This window comes from Bradyrhizobium iriomotense, from assembly GCF_018129405.1.
Classification (GTDB): domain Bacteria; phylum Pseudomonadota; class Alphaproteobacteria; order Rhizobiales; family Xanthobacteraceae; genus Bradyrhizobium; species Bradyrhizobium iriomotense_B.
This window is the reverse complement of sequence record NZ_JAFCLP010000021.1, coordinates 72,907-89,213: the sequence shown is the minus strand read 5'-3', so window position 1 is coordinate 89,213 and position 16,307 is coordinate 72,907. Positions and strand designations below refer to the sequence as shown.

Here is a 16,307-nt window from a genome sequence, read left to right as displayed (position 1 = left end):
CTTCGTTTCATTTTACCTTGATTCCGTTTGTGAGTTTCCAGCATCTCGCAGTGCGGCTATGAGTGCGGCCTGATCGCCATTCGAGCGCGCCCATGCATTCCGTTGCCCTGCTCACCGCCAGCTATGCCAAGGATATCGAACGCTTTTCGCTGCTCAGCGAGAGCATCGACACCTGGCTTTCGGGATACACGCGGCATTATGTTCTCGTTAACGATGAGGACGTGCCGCTGTTTGCGCGCTTCGCGTCCGACAAGCGCGTCATCGTTCCGGCCTCGCGATACTTGCCGAAATGGCTGTTCGCCCTGCCGCCGGCGCTGCAGTTCATCAGCAAGCGACGCGTCTGGCTGTCGCTGCTGTCGTCGCCCGTGCATGGCTGGCACATCCAGCAGATCCTGAAGATCGCCGGCGTCCTCAACGCGCCCGAGCAGCGCGTCTGCATCCTGGACTCGGACAATCTGTTCTTCCGCGAATTCGACGTCGGCCAGTATGCCGGCGGCGACAAGACGCCGCTCTTCGTCACGCGCAAGGGGATCGACGCCGACCACCCCTTGCATGTGCTGTGGCTCAACACCGTCGATCAGCTTCTCGGTGTCAAGCAGCGCTCGTTCCCCGCCGACGACTATGTCGGCAATGCGCTGGTCTGGGACAAGGATGCCGCGCGCGCGATGACCGACGCCATCAAGTCGGCGACCGGCCTCAGCTGGGCTCTGGCACTGTGCCGGAAGAAGAAATTTTCCGAGTATCTGCTCTACGGAAACTTCGTCGCCAGTTCGCCGAAACATCTGGCCGCCCATCGGGTGACGGAAGACAGCATCGCGGTGTCGCACTGGGACGACACCCGCCTCGACCGTCCCGCGATCGAAGCGATGATGCGCGCAGCTTCCCCCGAGCAGGTCGCGCTCTGCATCCAGTCCTATTCGTCGACCTCGATCGAGGACATCCGCGACGTCTTCAGGCTGAACTCGGCCGACAGGCGCAGTCCGAGCCTGGCCCCCGATCAGATCGGAGACACACAAGCGTTCGAGACGCCCAAGACGCGCTAGCCTTCAAGACGCGTTAGCCTTCCAAGACACGTTAGGCTTCAAACGTTCTTCGTGAACTTGCTGATGACGTCCATGAACGGCTTCGGCTTGAACTCGCCGTCGAGCGGCAGCGGCCGGTTCGGCTGCTTGTCCTTGCGGGCGAAGGTGCCGTTGATCCAGCTGTAGCGATCCGAGATGCCCCAGGTCAGGATCGAGCGCACCGGGCCGCTGGCCGAGATCGCGGTCAGGAGATCGTCGACGCGCTTGGCGACGATGGCGTCGCGCTCGGCCGGACTGCCCGTCAGCTTCTGGTCGTCGACGTCGAGCTCGGTGACGAGCACCTCGAGCCCCCAGGAGCGCAGCTCGGTGACGAATTCGGCGAGGCCATGCGTGTCGATCTCGAGCTCGGCGTGCAGATGCGATTGCAGTCCGACCGCGTGCAGCGGAACGCCCTGGTCGAGCAGCTCCATGATGAGGTTGCGGTAGGCCGCGCGCTTGGCGATGAAGGAGTCCTTCACCGACTCGATGTCGTATTCGTTGATCGCGAGCTTCACGTAGGGATCGGCCGCGGCCGCCGTGCGGAACGCCAGCGGAATCCAGCTCTTGCCGAGATGCTGCGTCCAGAACGTATCACGCCGGTCGGTGATCCCCTTCGGGTTGTCCGGGATCGGCTCGTTGACGACGTCCCACGACGTCAGCTTGTCCTTGTAGTAGGACACGACGGTGCCGATGTGGTCGAGATACGCGCGCTCGACGCCCTTGGCGTCCTTGATCTGCTTGGTCCAGTCCGGAATGTCGTGATACCAGGCGAGCGTGTGCCCGCGCATGGTCAGATCGTTCGCCCGGGCGAAGTCCAGGATCGCATCGGCGCGCTCGAAGGCAAAGGTGTGCGCGTCCGGCCGCAGCATCGGCCATTTCAGCTCGAGCACCGGCACCACCTGCGTGCAATAGGTGCTGATTGCCTCGCCGAGCCTGGGATCGGCTTGCAGGTCCCAGAGCGTGGCCGCCGCGCCAAAGCCGGGACGGCGCTGGGCGAGCTTCGAAGCCGGTCGTGCTGACGCGGAGGCGCTAGCCGCAAGCGTCGCGGCGCTGCCGAGGAGAAATTGGCGTCTGTCGAGCCTGGTCACGCGTGGTTCTGCATCACGGCTTCGGCGATCTCGTAATAGTGAAGCGCGCCCCTTTCGAGCGTCAGATTTTCGGTCACATAGTCGCGCGGGGAGAAGTCAACGGCGCTGACATGCGACCAGAACTCGCTCCAGCCGGAGATGAAGGCGGCCGCATCGGTGAAGGTCATGCCGCAGCGTGCGTCGAAATAAGGCACCGAGGACACGCCGCCTTCGTACCTCACCTTGTGCGGAAAATACTTCGGATCCTGCCACGGCCCGCCGCGATCCCACGCAAAGACGGGAACGCCGCTCGACAGCGCCTGCTGGCATGCGATGCCCTGGCTTTCATGCTCGCACAGGAAGATCATGCTGCGGCAACGCGCCAGCGCCGCCTTGTAGTCGTCTTCCTTGTAGTGACCGTAGCGGATCACCTCGACCGTGCGGCCGCTGGCCTCGAGATGCCTGCGGATCGGTTCGATCAGTTCGGGCTCATATCGCTCGTAGTTCCAGCGAACCTTGTCATAGAGCAGCACGTCCACGCTCTTGCGGTCGGCCGGCGTCGGCGTCCACAGGTCGGTGTCGATGCCGACGGGCCAGGCGTCGACATGGGGCCAGTGCGGACGGAACATGTCGGCGTACCATCTGCACGGCACCAGGACGCGCTTCACCTGCAGGTCGTTCAGGCGCGCCGGGGCATCGACCGGATGATCGTACATGGCGACGCCGAGCAGGAGCGGGTTCTTCCACTTGAACCAGTCGAGCACGAACGGCCGCCCGATGATGCAGGCGAGCTCCTCGGGGTGCTTCTGAATGTAGCGATAGTCATTGACGCGATAGCGGATGCCGAGCCGGTCGAGGCCCGCGCACAGATTGAGGAGCACGCGCCGCTGTCCGCTGATGAAAGACTCGCCCTTGACCAGGCGCCGCAGCAGCGGCCGGATGTGGCGGTCACCGGGAAACCAGCGATCGTCCCGCTCTTCGAAGAAGAGGTTGAGGACCATCCTGTCACGCCCTTGCGTGCCGAAATCCGCCGGAACGAGCGGCGCGTCGGTGCCGCCATGCGGCCAGGAGGTCGGGTGCGCCCGTGTTCGTTCGGCAACGTCCATGTCAGTCACGTCCACGCCTCGGAGAAGTCGGGCGACCTTTTGATATCATTGCTTCTTTTCTGTGATCCCGCCGGTTCCTACAAGGACAGGGCAAATTTAACGCTAACGCGCGATAACCGCTGACACGTTTCATTCGCGATCCGATTTGCAGGCTTATGCGACTATCTTGACCGGTGCTGGTGGCGCAATGCGATGGCCGCAGCAAAGGCCAACTGTTTTAACGCCCCGTTAATCCTCAAGGCTCCGCCGGTCCCGTGCTCGCATGCTGAATCGCCATTTCTCCATTTACCTCGTGGCCTACATCCTGCCGGCGGCGGTGGGTTTCTTCGCGGTCACCGCCTACACGCGGCTCCTGAGCCCGGCGGAATACGGCGTCTATGTCGTCGGCATCAGCCTTGCCGGCATTCTCGGCGCGATCTTCTTTGCCTGGATCAAGCTGTCGGTGTCGCGCTATCAGGCGATGTCGGCGGAGGTGGATTTTCGCGGCACGGCGATGGTCGCCTTTGGGCTCACGGTCGTGGTGCTTTGTGCCACCACGCCGCTCGTGTTCCTGTTCCGGAGCGACGTGAGCGTCGAGCTGCTGCTCGCCAGCATGTTCGTCGCGATCATGGCCAATGCGGTCGATGTCGGCCAGGAATTCGAGCGCGCCAAGCTGCGGCCTTATCGTTTCGCGGCGATCTCGATCGTGCGCAGCGTTGCGAGTGTCGGCTTCGGCCTCGCCGCAATCTGGCTCGGCTGGGGTGGCATAGGCCTGCTCGCTGCGTTTGGCCTCGGCTCGCTCACCGGCATCATTCTCAACCTCGTCGGCGACCGCACCAGGATCGCGCGCTTCCAGCGCAGCCAGTTCATGCAGCTCGCGCGCTACGGCCTGCCGCTGACGCTGGCCGGCCTCTCGGTCGCGCTGTACTCGAGCTGCGACCGTCTCATCGTCGCTTATCTCCTCGGCAAGGACGCCGCCGGCATCTTCGGCGTCGCTGCCGACCTGCCGCGCCAGTTCATGGTGATGATCGCGTCCAGCGTCGCCGCGGCGACCGTGCCTCTGGTATTCCGGTCGCTGTCGGAGAACAACAGCGAGACGATGCGCGAGCGGTTGACCGAGAGCCTTGAGCTGCTGCTCGTCGTGGTCGCACCCGTTGCGATCTGGCTGGCGCTCGCAACCGACCAGGTTGCGGGCACGCTCGTGGGCGTCGATTTCCGTGCCGGCGTGTCGGCACTGCTGCCGACCCTGGTGCTCGCCCGCTTCTTCGGCATCGCCAACCAGTTCTACGTCCAGATCAGCTTTCAGCTCGCCGAGCGTCCCTTCATGCTGGCGGCGCAGTCCTTCCTCACGCTGGTGGTGAGCGTCGCCTTGATGTTCGTGCTGGTGGCGGGCTACGGGATCTATGGCGCCGCGCTGGCGACGCTCGCGACCGAGGCGATCGGCCTGGTCGTTGCCGTCGTCCTGATGCACCGCGCCCACCCCGTGCCGTTCGACGCGAGCCGCCTCGCCGGCGTGGCCGTCTCCGCAGCAGTGATGGCGGCTGCGATCCTGGTCGCGCGCTCGCAGGCCAGTGGCACCGGTCTCGTGGCGCTGATCGTCGTGAGCCTTGCCGGCGGGCTCGCTTATGCCGCGGCGGCCTGGCTGCTCAACGTCGCGAATGTGCGCACGCTGTCGCTCCGTGTCCTGCGGACTTTCAACCGCAAGGCGCTGGGCGTCTAGCGCGCCTCTGTCTGGCGGGGTCTCGTCGCCATAACGTCAGGCCAGGCCGGCTGCAACCACCGGCAGGCCCCGGACATTCTGCCGCAGCGGTGGACCGCCAGCTCCGGACCAGCCCCGGCCGCAAGCGCCCTTCCGCCCGTGCGGGCCGTCGTATATGAGAGATTTGCCGCCGGAGCGTGCCGAATATCGCCACAGACGGAACGTATGGCGGCTGTGATTTCTTAATTTAGAGATCGCAAACTGAGATTTGACCGGCACGCGCGGACTGGCATTTCGACCGAGGATGGCATGAAAAACCTGATGACAACGGCGCAATCCACCGTGGCGATGCGGCGTTGGGGGCCTCCCGGAATTGTGACGCTGGCGGCGATGGTTGCATTCGCGACGCTGGGCCCGGCATCCGCGGCCAAGCAGGCGCGCCAGCCGGCCGAGGCGGTGGCGCAGCGCGAGGCCGGCGAGCCGATCATGGCGATCGTGTCGATCAAGAGCCAGCAGGTCACCTTCTATGATGCCGACGGCTGGATCATGCGCGCGCCGGTCTCGACCGGCACCACCGGGCGCGAGACGCCGGCCGGCGTCTTCGCCATCGTCGAGAAGGACAAGGACCACCGCTCGACCATGTATGACGATGCCTGGATGCCGAACATGCAGCGCATCACCTGGAACGGCATCGCGCTGCATGGTGGCCCACTGCCGGGCTATGCCGCCTCGCATGGCTGCGTGCGCATGCCGTTCGGCTTTGCCGAGGGCCTGTTCGACAAGACCAGCATCGGAATGCGGGTGATCATCTCGCCGAACGACGCGGCGCCGGTCGATTTCTCGCACCCGTCGCTGTTCGTGCCGAAGCGGGAGGCCATTGCTGCGGTGCCGAGCCGGGCTGACAAGCTCTCGTTCGAAGCCGAGGAGGCAACACGGGCGGCCGACGAGACCAAAAAGGCCGCGGCCGCGGCCGCGAAAGAGGCGGCCTCGCTCCCGGCGTCGCTGCGCAAGCTGGAGCAGCAGAAGGCCCGCGCCGATGCCGAGCTCGCCTTCGCCGACAAGACGCTTGCAAATGCAAAAACCGATCAGGCGCGCGCCAAGGCCGAAGAGCTGAAGCAGAAGGCGGCCGCCAAGGCCGCCGATGCGACGACGCAGCTCGATGCCGCCAAGGCCGCCGCGCAGCCGAAGCGCGACGCCGTCGCGGCTACGAAGGAGGCTGCGAAGATGGCGGCGGCGAGGAAGGCCGATGCGGTGAAGGCCGCGACCGACGCCAAGCTCGCGCTCGAGCCGGTCTCCGTCTACATCAGCCGCGCGACGCAAAAACTCTATGTGCGGCGGAATACCCACAAGCCGGCGCCGGACGGCGGCGGCGAGGTGTTCGACACCAGCATCGAGGTCCCCGTCACGATCCGCAATCCCGACCAGCCGCTCGGCACGCACATCTTCACGGCGATGGCGAAGACTGACACGGGTCTGCGCTGGAGCGTGGTCACGATCGAAAGCGGCGACGATGCCAAGAGCGCGCTCGACCGCATCAGCATCCCGCAGGAGGTGTGGGATCGCATCGGGCCGACCGCGCTGCCGCGCTCCTCGATCATCATCTCGGACGAGCCGCTGAGCGCCGAGACCAACTACCGCACCGAGTTCGTCGCGGTGCTGAGCAACCATCCCCAGGGCGGTTTCATCACGCGCAAGCCGACCGCGCCGATGGACATTGCCAGCGACGACGGCTGGGACAATGGCGGCAACGGCTTCGGCTTCTTCTTCCAGCAGCGCGATCCGTACGCGCAACCGGTCAATCCGCGCCGGCAGCGCGGCCAGTACCCGTACTATCAATCGACGCAGCCGATGCAGCGGAGCTGGTGGTAGGGCGCACGGCGAAGCCCGCCAGGCTGAAACCCGCGACTACCGGCGCGCTTCGATGACGATCGCCTGGATCTTGCCCTCGACCGCTCCGGTCCCATGGCGCGCCCGGAGCGCCTCGGCAACGATATCGGTTGCCGCCTGCAGCTTGCTGGCGTCCCGTGCCTCGATCTCGCTGCGCAGCGGCGTGCCCTGGCAGAGCGCGATCGCGACGTATTCGGCCGACGGCGCGCGGCTGATCTCGGATCGCGTTTCGATTCTGATGTCACGAAAGCCTGCACGTTCGAGATCGGATCTGATGACCGCCTTGTCGTGATAGCCGTGCGGCGTGCGGACCATGAAACGGGGCGGATCGTCGGGAAACAGCTTTTCGAGCGCGACCGTCGCTTCATGTGTGAGCAAATTGTCTTCGATGCGATCCCAGACGTTGAACACGAACGTGCCGTTGTCCTTCAGGATGCGCTTCACCTCTCCATAAGCTTTGACGCGATCCGGAAAGAACATCGCACCGAACTGGCAGCAGGCGACGTCGAACTCGGCATCGCCGAAGGGCAGGGCCATTCCGTCCGCCTGGCGCCAGGTGATGCGGTCATCATCCGCCTGACGCTGCGCGGCGACTGCGAGCATCGGCTCGTTCAGGTCGGTCGCGACATAACGGATTCCGCGCGGCAGCGCCGCCGCGACCGCGCGCGTTACAACCCCGGTGCCCGCGGCGATCTCGAGCAGCACGGAAGGAGCGCGAGCGGCAACGCGTCTTGCGAGATCCTCCGCATACACGGAGAAGATCAGCGGGACGAGATACGCGTCGTAGATTTTCGGAATCGAGCCGGCGAAAACCTTGTCAGTGTCGGACATGCTGGCCTCGCTGAAGGTTCGGACACGAGAGTCAATCTATCACGGATCGCCTCTCAACGCGCCAGCAGCGAGCTGAATCCCGCCGGTTCCTGCATCGCCTTGCGCGCCTCCAGCGACATCGGCTCGTAGCAGCTGCCGCTGGGCAGATCAAGATCGGCAGCATGCGGGTCGATCTCGTCAGCGAGATCCCTTCGCTTGCCTTCGACAAGGCCCCCGGCATGCTGATGGAAGCCAGCTGGGACCAGAACGGCGACATCGACCGCGCCAGCTTCCTCGCCGAGATCATCGACGGGAAGCAGAAGATCGTCGAGACCTTGCCGAAGCTGAAGGGCAGCAAGAGCGAGTGAGGGGCATCCGCCTGCTGCGTCGCTCTGGTCTCAGAGCTCGTCGAGTGCGGCCCATTGCGGCACGTGCGCGGCGAGCTTGTCGAGTAGGCGCTCGAATTCGTTGCGCTCGGCCCGCGTGAGGCACGCGAGCATGGCGCGCTCCCGCTCGCGCAGGGCCGGGATGTATCGCGCGTAGAGCGCGCGGCCGGCCGCCGTCATGAACAATTGCTGGCGGCGGCTGTCGGTCTTGTCGGCGGCGCGCCGTATCAGCTTCTTCTTCTCCAGTGCGATGATGCCGCGACTGATATTGGCCTTGAGATGGCCGGAGAATTCGCAGATCTCGCTCGCCGTGACGCCTTCGCGGAAGTTCAGGAAGATCAGGGTGACGATCTCCGGCCGCGTCAGGCCGAGCTCCATCTCGATCCGCCGGAACGACGGCTCGCGGTAGAAGTTCAGCACGTAACCCATCCGGTACGCGATCTGGAGCTCGGTCCCCCCGATCACCGCCGCGAGCGGCTCCCGCTCCGCCTGGAGGCTTTTGGTCGTGCCGTTCGACGGTTTTCGTGATGGTCTCATATGAGACTTTCTGGTTGCTTTTCGATCCGGCATGATCTTAACATCGCCGTGCGGTCCGCAAGAACGGCCGTCGTCGATAGTTGTGGAGGAACGGATGGAGGCGACGCCGGCCAGGCGGAGCGCTAAAGACCCGTCGCGCGAGCGCGAGGTTCGGTGCTTCTATGCGGGAACGCCGGCGCATCCGGTCTATGTCGATCATGTGCCATCGCCGCGCGCGGCCACGGGCAGGGCCCCCGTCGTCATGGTTCACGGCGGCGGTCACACCGGGACCTGCTATCTGGCGACGCCGGATGGGCGGCCGGGCTGGGCGGTGCGGTTCGCCGCGGCTGGCCGGGATGTGTTCGTGCCGGACTGGCCTGGCCACGGCCGTTCGCCGCAGCCGGCGGATTTTCCACGGCTGGGCACCGCCGACGTCGCCACCTCGCTGCTGGCGCTGGTCGAGCAGATCGGCCCTGCCGTGCTGCTGGTGCATTCGGCGAGCGGGCCGATGGCATGGTGGATGGCGGAGTGTCGTCCCGATCTCGTCCGCGCCGTGGTCGGCATCGCGCCGGGGCCGCCGGCCAATCTGCTGCGCGATCTGCCCGACGATCCCGCAGCGATCCTCGCCTTGCGTGACGACGCCAGCGCCGGTCACCCGGTCTATTCGGATGAAACCATGCCGGTGCGGCTGACGGCGGAGTTTGCTGCGGCGTATTGGGCCAATGCGCCGCGCTTTCCGCAGGGCGCGTTCGAAAACTACTGCCGCTCCTTCGCGCCGGAGAGCGCGCGCATCCTGAACGAGCGCTTCAACATCGCCGGCCGCGGGCTCAGGATCGGCGATCCCATGCGTCTGCGGTCCACGCCGATCATGATTGTGACCGGGGACCGCGATCCTCGCCATCCGCGCGAGGTCGATGCGGCGACGGCCGGCTATCTCGGCGCAGAATTCTTCTGGCTTCCAGATCGCGGCATCGAGGGCAACGGTCACATGATGATGATCGAAAACAACAGCGACGATCTGGCCGCCATGATCCTGGCCTGGCTCGACGCCGTCAAATGCTGAGATATCGGTCATGCCAGCGCATCGAAAGGAACGGCAGATGAAATGGATCGCGCGCGTTCTGCTGCTGTTTGCGTTTCCCGTCGGCGCGCACCCGCAGGTCAGCGGCGACGTCGTCAAGCTCGGTGTGCTCACCGACATGGCCGGCGTGACCGCCGACATCACCGGCAAGGGCTCGCTGGTCGCTGCAGAAATGGCGGTCGATGAAATCGGCGGCAAGGTTCTGGGCAAGCCGATCCAGATCATTTCCGCCGATCACCAGCACAAGGCCGATGTTGGCTCCGCGATCGCCCGCCGCTGGTTCGACGTCGAGGACGTCGATGCGATCGTCGATGTGCCGAATTCGGGCGTTGCGCTCGCGGTTCAGGGGCTGGCCCGCGAAAAGAAGCGGATCGTCCTCTATTCGGGTCCCGGCACGACCGCGCTCACCAATGAGCAATGCTCGCCCTATGGCTTCCACTGGACCTACGACACCTACGCCGTCTCCCACGGCACCGCGTCTGCCGTGGTCAAGGCCGGCGGCAGCAGCTGGTTCATCCTGGCCTCGGACTATGCTTTCGGCCATCAGCTCCAGCAGGACGCGACCAGCGTGATCACCGCCGCGGGCGGCAAGGTGCTGGGTGCGGCCCGTCATCCGCTCAACACGCCGGACTTCTCTTCATTCCTGCTGAGCGCGCAATCCTCCGGCGCCAAGGTCATCGGCCTCGCCAATGCGGGCAATGACACGGTCAACGCGATGCGGCAGGCCGGCGAATTCGGCCTGACGCAAGGTGGCCTGAGTCTCGCCGCGCTGATCCTGTTCCTTCAGGACGTGCACGCCCTCGGTCTCAAGGGCGCGCAGGGCACCTACCTGACCACGGCGTCCTACTGGGACATGAACGAGGCGACGCGCGCCTGGTCGAAGACGTTCTTTGCGAAGACCGGGATGATGCCGTCGATGTTGCATGCCGGCGTCTATGGCGCTGTGCGCCACTATCTCAAGGCCGTCGCCAGCGCCGGCACCGACGACGCCGACAAGGTTGCCGCCGCCATGAAGGCGCTTCCCGTCGAGGACGTCTTCTCGGAGGATGCGCACATTCGCGACGATGGCCGGGTGACGCGCTCCATGTATCTGGTCCGCGTCAAAAAGCCGTCTGAGTCCAGGTACCCCTGGGACTATTTCGAGATCGTGCGCAAGATTCCGCCAGAAGAGACGGTCTGGCCGCTCGCGGAGAGCAAATGTCCGCTGGTCAAGGGCCTCAGCCGCTGAGTCCGGGACGGCCGTCGAACGGGTTGGCAAAGCGGGCCCGCCACGCGCATGATGCGGGCGTGATATCTCGCCCGCTTGCAATCCCGGACGACCCAGGAACATGAAAACCACCCTGCTCAAACCCGAAGACTACACCCGCTCGCCCTGGAAGAACGGCGGCGGCATCTTCACCGACATCGCGGGCGCCCATCGTGCAGATAGTCCGGTGAAGGATTGGAACAGCCTGCTCTGGCGCTTCGCGTCCACGCCGATCGTGGCGCCCGGTCCGTTCTCCTACATGCCTGGCATCGACCGCCTGCAGATGGTCGTCAAGGGGCGCGGGCTGGTGCTGAAGTCATCCACGCAGGAACTCGACGAGCGTGAACCTTTTACGACGGTGCGCTTCACCGGCGAGCTCGAGATCGTCACGGCGCTCGAGGAAGGTCCGGTCGAGGTCGTGAACCTGATGGCCCGTCGCGGTGCGGCGGAGATCGAGCTCGTGGCGCTCGGGGAGCCCGGCGAGCGGTCATTGGCCGCCGGCACCCATCTGGTCTACGCGGTTTCCGGTGATTGCAGCCTTCGTCTCAATGGCGAGGATCTCGTCATTCCCGCCGGCTGCACGCTGAAGGTCGAGCTGACCGAGGGGACCAGGCTGACGTTCGGTTCCCGGCTGGCGGTGTTGGGATCGATCCAGCTCGTCGGCTAGGCGGCAATTGTCCCGATCGGGCGATCTTACAATCCGTGCAACTGGCTAGGTTGACGCCGGCCATCCGGCGCACGATATCTGCCCGATGCAGATCGCCGCGAAGGGGCCGGATATGAACGCGCCACACCAAAATCCCCCCACGCTGTCCGACGGCGTCGTCCACTGGCTCACCAGCGGCACGCGCGACGAGCGCTTCATCGACAATATCTTCGCGCAGATGTGCATCCGTCTCCAGCAGGCGGGCATTCCGCTCAAGCGGTCGACGATGCACATCCGGATCCAGCATCCGCAATGGCTCGGCGCCGGTTTCATGTGGTCGGACGGCATGCGCGAGGCGAAGATAACGCGGGTCGATTTCGACGTGATCGAGCGATCCGAGTTCATCGGCAGTCCTATCAGCGAAATGATGGACGGCGCGACCGAGCTCCGCGAAAAGCTCGAAGGCGATCCGTCGCTCGGCCGTAAGCATGCGCTCTATGACGAGATGCGGGCGAAAGGCCTGACCGACTACGTTGTCTGGCCGCTTCACCACACGCTCGGCAAGCGCCACTTCATCACCTTCGCCACTGATCGGCCCGGCGGTTTCGATGATGCGCATATCGCGGCCCTGAAGAACGTGCTGCCGGTGCTGGCGCTGGTCAGCGAGATCCGCATCAAGAATCGCCTGGCGCGAACGCTGCTGGAGACCTATGTCGGCGCCCATGCCGGCGAGCTGATCCTGGCCGGCGCCACCAGGCGCGGCACCGGCACCACGGTGCGCGCCGCGATCATGATCTGCGACTTGCGCGATTTCACAAAAATCTCCGACAACTGGCCGCGCGACGACGTCATCGATCTCCTCAACGATTATTTCGACGCGATGTCGGAGCCGATCGCGCGGCACGGCGGCGAGATCCTGAAATTCATCGGCGACGGCCTGCTCGCCATCTTCCCGCTGAGCCAGCCCGATGCCTGCGCCAACCTGCTGCATGCCGTGAGCGAGGCGAGGGGAGCCATGGCCGCGCTGAACGAACGCAACAGGAGCAGCGCCCGCGCGCCGCTGAACTACGGCATCGGCGTCCATGTCGGCGACGTCATGTACGGCAATATCGGATCGTCGAGCCGGCTCGACTTCACCGTGATCGGTCCCGCCGTCAACATGGCCTCCCGCCTCGAGGCGCTCACCAAGCAGCTCGGGCGAAACGTGCTGCTGTCGCGCGACTTCGCCGAGCAGGTCGAGCCGAAGTTCGAGCTGGAGCATGTCGGCAAATACGAGGTGCGCGGTTTCAGCGATCCGATCGAGCTGTTTGCGTATCCCGGGTGAGGCGGGCCGGCTTTGCAGGCCGGCGGCACGTTTTCTCGCGATCGCGCCTTGTCCGGTTGCCAACGCGAGCATGTGCCACTACCCTTGACCGCAAGTCGCCCAGACGGTCCTGCGATCAGCCGCCCGTTCATGCCCAAATTTCTTCGCATCGGTGTCCATCAGTCGAACGTCTCCGGGTACACGTCGAAGGCGTGGTGCATCAGGCGTGCCGGCTCGACGATCTTCCTGAAGTGGGGGGCCGTGGAGGTGCATGGCACCGGTAGCGTGCGAACGGTCTACTGGACGCGCCTGCCGCAGGAGAAGACGATCCGCTGCCGCACGGCGCAGCGCGCCCAGGACTATGCCAAGGCCGCGATCGCGCGGCGACGCAACCACCGCTATGAGCCGCTGACCGGGGCCATCGCGAACCGGCGCCCGACGGCTGCACGCAGCGCCGAGCTCAAGCAGGCGCTCGCCACCATCCTGATCGTCGACATCGTCGGCTCCACCGCAAAGGCGGCCAAGCTCGGCGATGCGCGCTGGACCAAGGTCGTGGGCCTCTATTACGCCGCCGTGCGCAAGGAGCTGAAGAGCTCGCGCGGCAAGGAGGTCGTGACCACCGGCGACGGCGTGCTCGCGACCTTCAAGGCGCCCGCCGCCGGCATCACTTGCGCGACCGCGATCCAGAAGGCCGTGCGCACGCTGGGCCTCGAGATCCGGGTCGGCCTGCACGCCGGCGAGTACACGATCAGCGGCGGCGAGATGGTCGGCCTCGCTTTCCACATCGGCACCCGCATCGCCGCCAAGGCGCGCGCCGGCGAAGTCCTGGTCTCGAGCGCGGTGAAGGAGCTCTTGAAGGCGCAGTCCACGATCAGCCTGAGAGATCACGGCGTGCACCGGCTCAAGGGCGTGCCGGAAAGGTGGCGGCTGTACCGGGTGGAGGGGTGAGGTCGTGGCGTCCGGGGCCGGCCGGCGCACCGCGAGCCACCCGGATCGGCCTTGCCGACACGTTTCCCGTGTTCGACGTGGCAGGGCGAACCGCGATCATCACCGTCGAGCACGATGTCGGCACATGGCACCGCGACGCTGACGGCTCCGGCGCACGGCGGTCAGGAGAAATGTTCGGCGTTGCGCATGTCTACAGGAAGCGCGGCAAGCGTTGGAATCTCATCGCCACCGAGGAGCTTTATTCGGGGCTCTACTGACGCCCCGACGCGGTTGTGCAGCCAGCGCCAGTCCGGGTGGAAGGCAGCATCGTCCAAACCGGAGCGCCCAGCGCGCCAACGAGGTGAACGACGCTGGTATCGACCGCGATCAAGAGGTCGAGGCAACCAATCAGCGCCGCCGTTTCGCAAAATCCGTCGGCTGTTCCGTCGGGTTGACGATGTCAGGCCGTTCACTGATGAAGGCTGCTACCATAGGTAACATGATGCGATAGTTGAGCTGCATGATTGCATAAATGCCACACGAGCTGAATAGTTTTGAATCAATCTTGACGGGTATCGGTGATCGGGCGAGCCTCACACGTGAACGTGGTTGCGGGGGCGGGTGATGCGTTCAGTTGTATGCGTTGCGGCTTTACCTTTTGTTGTCGGCTTGGCGTCCTGCTCACCATGGGTTGGAGGTGTGCCGGCCGTCGACGACCAGTTGATCGTCGCGAAGGTCAATGCGTGCAATGGCCCGGGTGACGGGCCGGTCGCCGCGAACAATTACATGCAGATGGGCTTTGCGAACGTATACGCCGTGTGCGAAGCCTTTTTCGTCAACGCGACCAAATTCCAGCAAAATGCACTGGCGACCAATCAGACGCTCGACGCCGGTCTGGTCGGAGCGACCTCGATTGCCAACGCGACGATGTCGACGGCAAGCGCGCTCAAGGCCATCACGATCACCACCGCCGGCGTAGTGTTCGGCAAGTCGATCATGAACGACTACGTGACGGTCTACACATTCGGAACACATCTGTACAAGGTGAGACAGCTTGTTCAGAACGATATGGACAATTTCGTAGCCGGGGCCGCTGCGCCGCCGAATACGTGTATCGCCTATGCCAACGTTCAGCGGCTTGCGACCAAATGCACGCTCTCGAACATGCAGGCGCTGCTGGACTCGCAGGTCGCAATACCATCGCAAGTGGCCGCCCCGGCGCGGAATGCAAACATCGCTACGGCGGCGGCGCCTTCGTTCCGGGTGCGAAACCTGGCGCCGAATTCCGCACCTCCGATGAGTTCAACCGTTGTCCCGGTGATTTCACGCTAGTGCTGCGGATGCAGGCGCCGAAAGCGACCGCCCGGGAATGGTGCCGGCAACGGGATTCGCGAAGGTCGGAGCTGATCAGCCGGGTGGTGCCCGCGAGAGGTCGGGCGTGCCGAGCTCTAAAGGTTCGTCGGCCTGCGGTCCCATCGACGCAGGCGCTGTCAGATTGGCCAGGCCGAAAATGTCGATGACATGCATCCGGTTGCTCTCGAGCAGCTGCGACATGGTTTTGAGCCAACCGACAGCGGGGACGCCCGCGCTGCCTCGCCGGCCAAGCCGCACACTGTTCACGCCGTCTCCACCGCTCGAGCTCTGGGTGACGTAAAGGGTACCATCGTCGGTCTGCATGGTCTGCACGATATGGTCGATCTCGAAGACCCGCCCTTGGCCCCTTTCCCAATCGTAGTCGCCAAAGTTCAATCCGATCAGAAGCCCGGGGCGAAAATCGAGACGATCAATATCGGTGACCGATATGATTTGTCCGACCCGGTATCCGGGAAGCGCGACCTGATGGTCGGAATGGGTATTCAGCATCTCCAGAGTTGCGGAGGTGAAAACCGTGCGTCCCGCGGCCTGGTTGACCGCATTGAAGGCGAGCCTGTTGACGAAGCAGATCCAGCCCGAACAATCGACAAGACCGGTCTCCGGGTCCTTCTTGCCAAGCTTGTAACGGACATCGTCGAAATCGTTGGTCGCCTTCACGATCGCGTCGTTATAGGCCTTGAGCAAATTCGAAGGAACTTCGCTTGGCTGGCCGGGATCGTTCTGGCAGAGCAACATCCGCTTCATGAATCCTCTCGTCCCCGCGGCATTTTTGACCTTGACCCAATCGGGGTGGCCGTTTGCCGGACCTTCCTGATCGACCAGCTGGCCGCCGGCCACGGCTTCGATCACGGTTGATTGCCCGCCTGCCGATGACGGTTCGGATCGCAGGTTGACCGAGTCTCCCAAAACTCTGAGCTTCACCATGCCAAACCCTTTCGTAGGCAGATGGACCATTTTCGTCAGGCGCCGGCCTGACTGCTACCCGCTCTTGTCGGCCCAAATCGGCAGCGCCGGCTCCACTTATGGAAGGATCAGAGAGTTTCCCCTGAACCTTTGCGCTGTCTGCTTGAGCTTTTTGCAGTCCTTGCCGTTGATCTTGCGGCCGTGCCGCAGGTCATCGCGAGGACCAATCCGATAACTCGGAGGCGCTTCATGGCCGTTCCTCTCTGGCCTCGCAGAAATTTACTGTTTCACGAACCGGAAGTTCGAGATGCAATTG

General features: G+C 64.5%; 16 protein-coding genes. 11 read left to right on the top strand and 5 right to left on the bottom strand.

The window, feature by feature from the left end; all coding sequences use genetic code 11:
• Positions 1-92 precede the first annotated feature (92 nt).
• Positions 93-1,043 carry a DUF6492 family protein gene (locus JQ592_RS31325; RefSeq protein ID WP_211406594.1) on the top strand — a complete coding sequence of 317 codons (951 nt, stop codon included), beginning with the start codon at positions 93-95 and terminating at the stop codon, positions 1,041-1,043.
• A 38-nt stretch (positions 1,044-1,081) separates the two neighbouring features.
• Here JQ592_RS31325 and JQ592_RS31320 read toward each other — a convergent pair whose 3' ends face one another.
• Both JQ592_RS31320 and JQ592_RS31315 read right to left on the bottom strand, forming a co-directional pair.
• Positions 1,082-2,149, bottom strand: a complete 1,068-nt coding sequence (locus tag JQ592_RS31320; RefSeq protein ID WP_211406593.1) for an endo-1,4-beta-xylanase — start codon at positions 2,147-2,149, stop codon at positions 1,082-1,084.
• The gene (locus JQ592_RS31315) at positions 2,146-3,234 is read right to left on the bottom strand and encodes a glycosyltransferase (protein WP_211406645.1); all 1,089 of its coding nucleotides are present in this window, start codon (positions 3,232-3,234) and stop codon (positions 2,146-2,148) included. Before JQ592_RS31315 ends, JQ592_RS31320 begins: the two co-directional genes overlap by 4 nt.
• A gap of 262 nt (positions 3,235-3,496) precedes the next feature.
• Here JQ592_RS31315 and JQ592_RS31310 point away from each other — a divergent pair, with 262 nt between their 5' ends.
• Together JQ592_RS31310 and JQ592_RS31305 are read left to right on the top strand one after the other, a co-directional pair.
• Positions 3,497-4,933 (top strand): lipopolysaccharide biosynthesis protein, encoded by a 1,437-nt coding sequence (locus JQ592_RS31310; protein WP_211406592.1) that lies wholly within the window; start codon positions 3,497-3,499, stop codon positions 4,931-4,933.
• 288 nt (positions 4,934-5,221) lie between these two features.
• Entirely contained in the window at positions 5,222-6,781 is a 1,560-nt protein-coding gene (locus JQ592_RS31305; protein WP_211406591.1) for a L,D-transpeptidase, read from the top strand.
• A gap of 36 nt (positions 6,782-6,817) precedes the next feature.
• Here JQ592_RS31305 and JQ592_RS31300 read toward each other — a convergent pair whose 3' ends face one another.
• The gene (locus tag JQ592_RS31300; protein WP_211406590.1) at positions 6,818-7,630 is read right to left on the bottom strand and encodes a class I SAM-dependent methyltransferase; all 813 of its coding nucleotides are present in this window, start codon (positions 7,628-7,630) and stop codon (positions 6,818-6,820) included.
• Positions 7,631-7,791: 161 nt separating this feature from the next.
• Between JQ592_RS31300 and JQ592_RS31295 the strand changes: the two genes are divergently transcribed.
• Entirely contained in the window at positions 7,792-7,977 is a 186-nt protein-coding gene (locus JQ592_RS31295; protein WP_246820785.1) for a hypothetical protein, read from the top strand.
• Between the two features lie 30 nt (positions 7,978-8,007).
• Here the strand turns inward: JQ592_RS31295 and JQ592_RS31290 are convergent, their stop codons facing one another.
• Positions 8,008-8,532 carry a MarR family winged helix-turn-helix transcriptional regulator gene (locus JQ592_RS31290; RefSeq protein ID WP_211406589.1) on the bottom strand — a complete coding sequence of 175 codons (525 nt, stop codon included), beginning with the start codon at positions 8,530-8,532 and terminating at the stop codon, positions 8,008-8,010.
• A gap of 94 nt (positions 8,533-8,626) precedes the next feature.
• Here JQ592_RS31290 and JQ592_RS31285 point away from each other — a divergent pair, with 94 nt between their 5' ends.
• From JQ592_RS31285 to JQ592_RS31255, 7 genes are all read left to right on the top strand, one after another.
• Entirely contained in the window at positions 8,627-9,574 is a 948-nt protein-coding gene (locus JQ592_RS31285) for an alpha/beta fold hydrolase (protein ID WP_211406588.1), read from the top strand.
• Between the two features lie 37 nt (positions 9,575-9,611).
• Positions 9,612-10,820 carry an ABC transporter substrate-binding protein gene (locus tag JQ592_RS31280; protein WP_246820784.1) on the top strand — a complete coding sequence of 403 codons (1,209 nt, stop codon included), beginning with the start codon at positions 9,612-9,614 and terminating at the stop codon, positions 10,818-10,820.
• Between the two features lie 100 nt (positions 10,821-10,920).
• On the top strand, positions 10,921-11,505 hold the full coding sequence (locus tag JQ592_RS31275) for a HutD/Ves family protein (RefSeq protein ID WP_211406586.1): 585 nt from the start codon (positions 10,921-10,923) through the stop codon (positions 11,503-11,505).
• A 112-nt stretch (positions 11,506-11,617) separates the two neighbouring features.
• Positions 11,618-12,808, top strand: a complete 1,191-nt coding sequence (locus JQ592_RS31270; RefSeq protein ID WP_211406585.1) for an adenylate/guanylate cyclase domain-containing protein — start codon at positions 11,618-11,620, stop codon at positions 12,806-12,808.
• Positions 12,809-12,937: 129 nt separating this feature from the next.
• Entirely contained in the window at positions 12,938-13,735 is a 798-nt protein-coding gene (locus JQ592_RS31265; RefSeq protein WP_211406584.1) for an adenylate/guanylate cyclase domain-containing protein, read from the top strand.
• Entirely contained in the window at positions 13,732-13,992 is a 261-nt protein-coding gene (locus JQ592_RS31260; RefSeq protein ID WP_211406583.1) for a hypothetical protein, read from the top strand. Before JQ592_RS31265 ends, JQ592_RS31260 begins: the two co-directional genes overlap by 4 nt.
• A 421-nt stretch (positions 13,993-14,413) precedes the next feature.
• Positions 14,414-15,046, top strand: coding sequence for a hypothetical protein (locus tag JQ592_RS31255; RefSeq protein WP_211406582.1), 633 nt, complete (start codon positions 14,414-14,416; stop codon positions 15,044-15,046).
• A 75-nt stretch (positions 15,047-15,121) separates the two neighbouring features.
• Here JQ592_RS31255 and JQ592_RS31250 read toward each other — a convergent pair whose 3' ends face one another.
• Positions 15,122-16,012, bottom strand: a complete 891-nt coding sequence (locus tag JQ592_RS31250; protein ID WP_211406581.1) for an SH3 domain-containing protein — start codon at positions 16,010-16,012, stop codon at positions 15,122-15,124.
• Positions 16,013-16,307: the final 295 nt, after the last annotated feature.

Excerpts from the sequence above, each read along its gene's own strand:
- JQ592_RS31300 (WP_211406590.1), bottom strand. The coding sequence starts at position 7,630 with ATGTCCGACACTGACAAGGTTTTCGCCGGCTCGATTCCGAAAATCTAC.
- JQ592_RS31275 (WP_211406586.1), top strand. The coding sequence starts at position 10,921 with ATGAAAACCACCCTGCTCAAACCCGAAGACTACACCCGCTCGCCCTGG.
- JQ592_RS31265 (WP_211406584.1), top strand. The coding sequence starts at position 12,938 with ATGCCCAAATTTCTTCGCATCGGTGTCCATCAGTCGAACGTCTCCGGG.
- JQ592_RS31325 (WP_211406594.1), top strand. The coding sequence starts at position 93 with ATGCATTCCGTTGCCCTGCTCACCGCCAGCTATGCCAAGGATATCGAA.
- JQ592_RS31305 (WP_211406591.1), top strand. The coding sequence starts at position 5,222 with ATGAAAAACCTGATGACAACGGCGCAATCCACCGTGGCGATGCGGCGT.
- JQ592_RS31295 (WP_246820785.1), top strand. The coding sequence starts at position 7,792 with ATGCGGGTCGATCTCGTCAGCGAGATCCCTTCGCTTGCCTTCGACAAG.
- JQ592_RS31290 (WP_211406589.1), bottom strand. The coding sequence starts at position 8,532 with ATGAGACCATCACGAAAACCGTCGAACGGCACGACCAAAAGCCTCCAG.
- JQ592_RS31250 (WP_211406581.1), bottom strand. The coding sequence starts at position 16,012 with ATGGTGAAGCTCAGAGTTTTGGGAGACTCGGTCAACCTGCGATCCGAA.
- JQ592_RS31315 (WP_211406645.1), bottom strand. The coding sequence starts at position 3,234 with ATGGACGTTGCCGAACGAACACGGGCGCACCCGACCTCCTGGCCGCAT.
- JQ592_RS31285 (WP_211406588.1), top strand. The coding sequence starts at position 8,627 with ATGGAGGCGACGCCGGCCAGGCGGAGCGCTAAAGACCCGTCGCGCGAG.
- JQ592_RS31310 (WP_211406592.1), top strand. The coding sequence starts at position 3,497 with ATGCTGAATCGCCATTTCTCCATTTACCTCGTGGCCTACATCCTGCCG.
- JQ592_RS31280 (WP_246820784.1), top strand. The coding sequence starts at position 9,612 with ATGAAATGGATCGCGCGCGTTCTGCTGCTGTTTGCGTTTCCCGTCGGC.
- JQ592_RS31270 (WP_211406585.1), top strand. The coding sequence starts at position 11,618 with ATGAACGCGCCACACCAAAATCCCCCCACGCTGTCCGACGGCGTCGTC.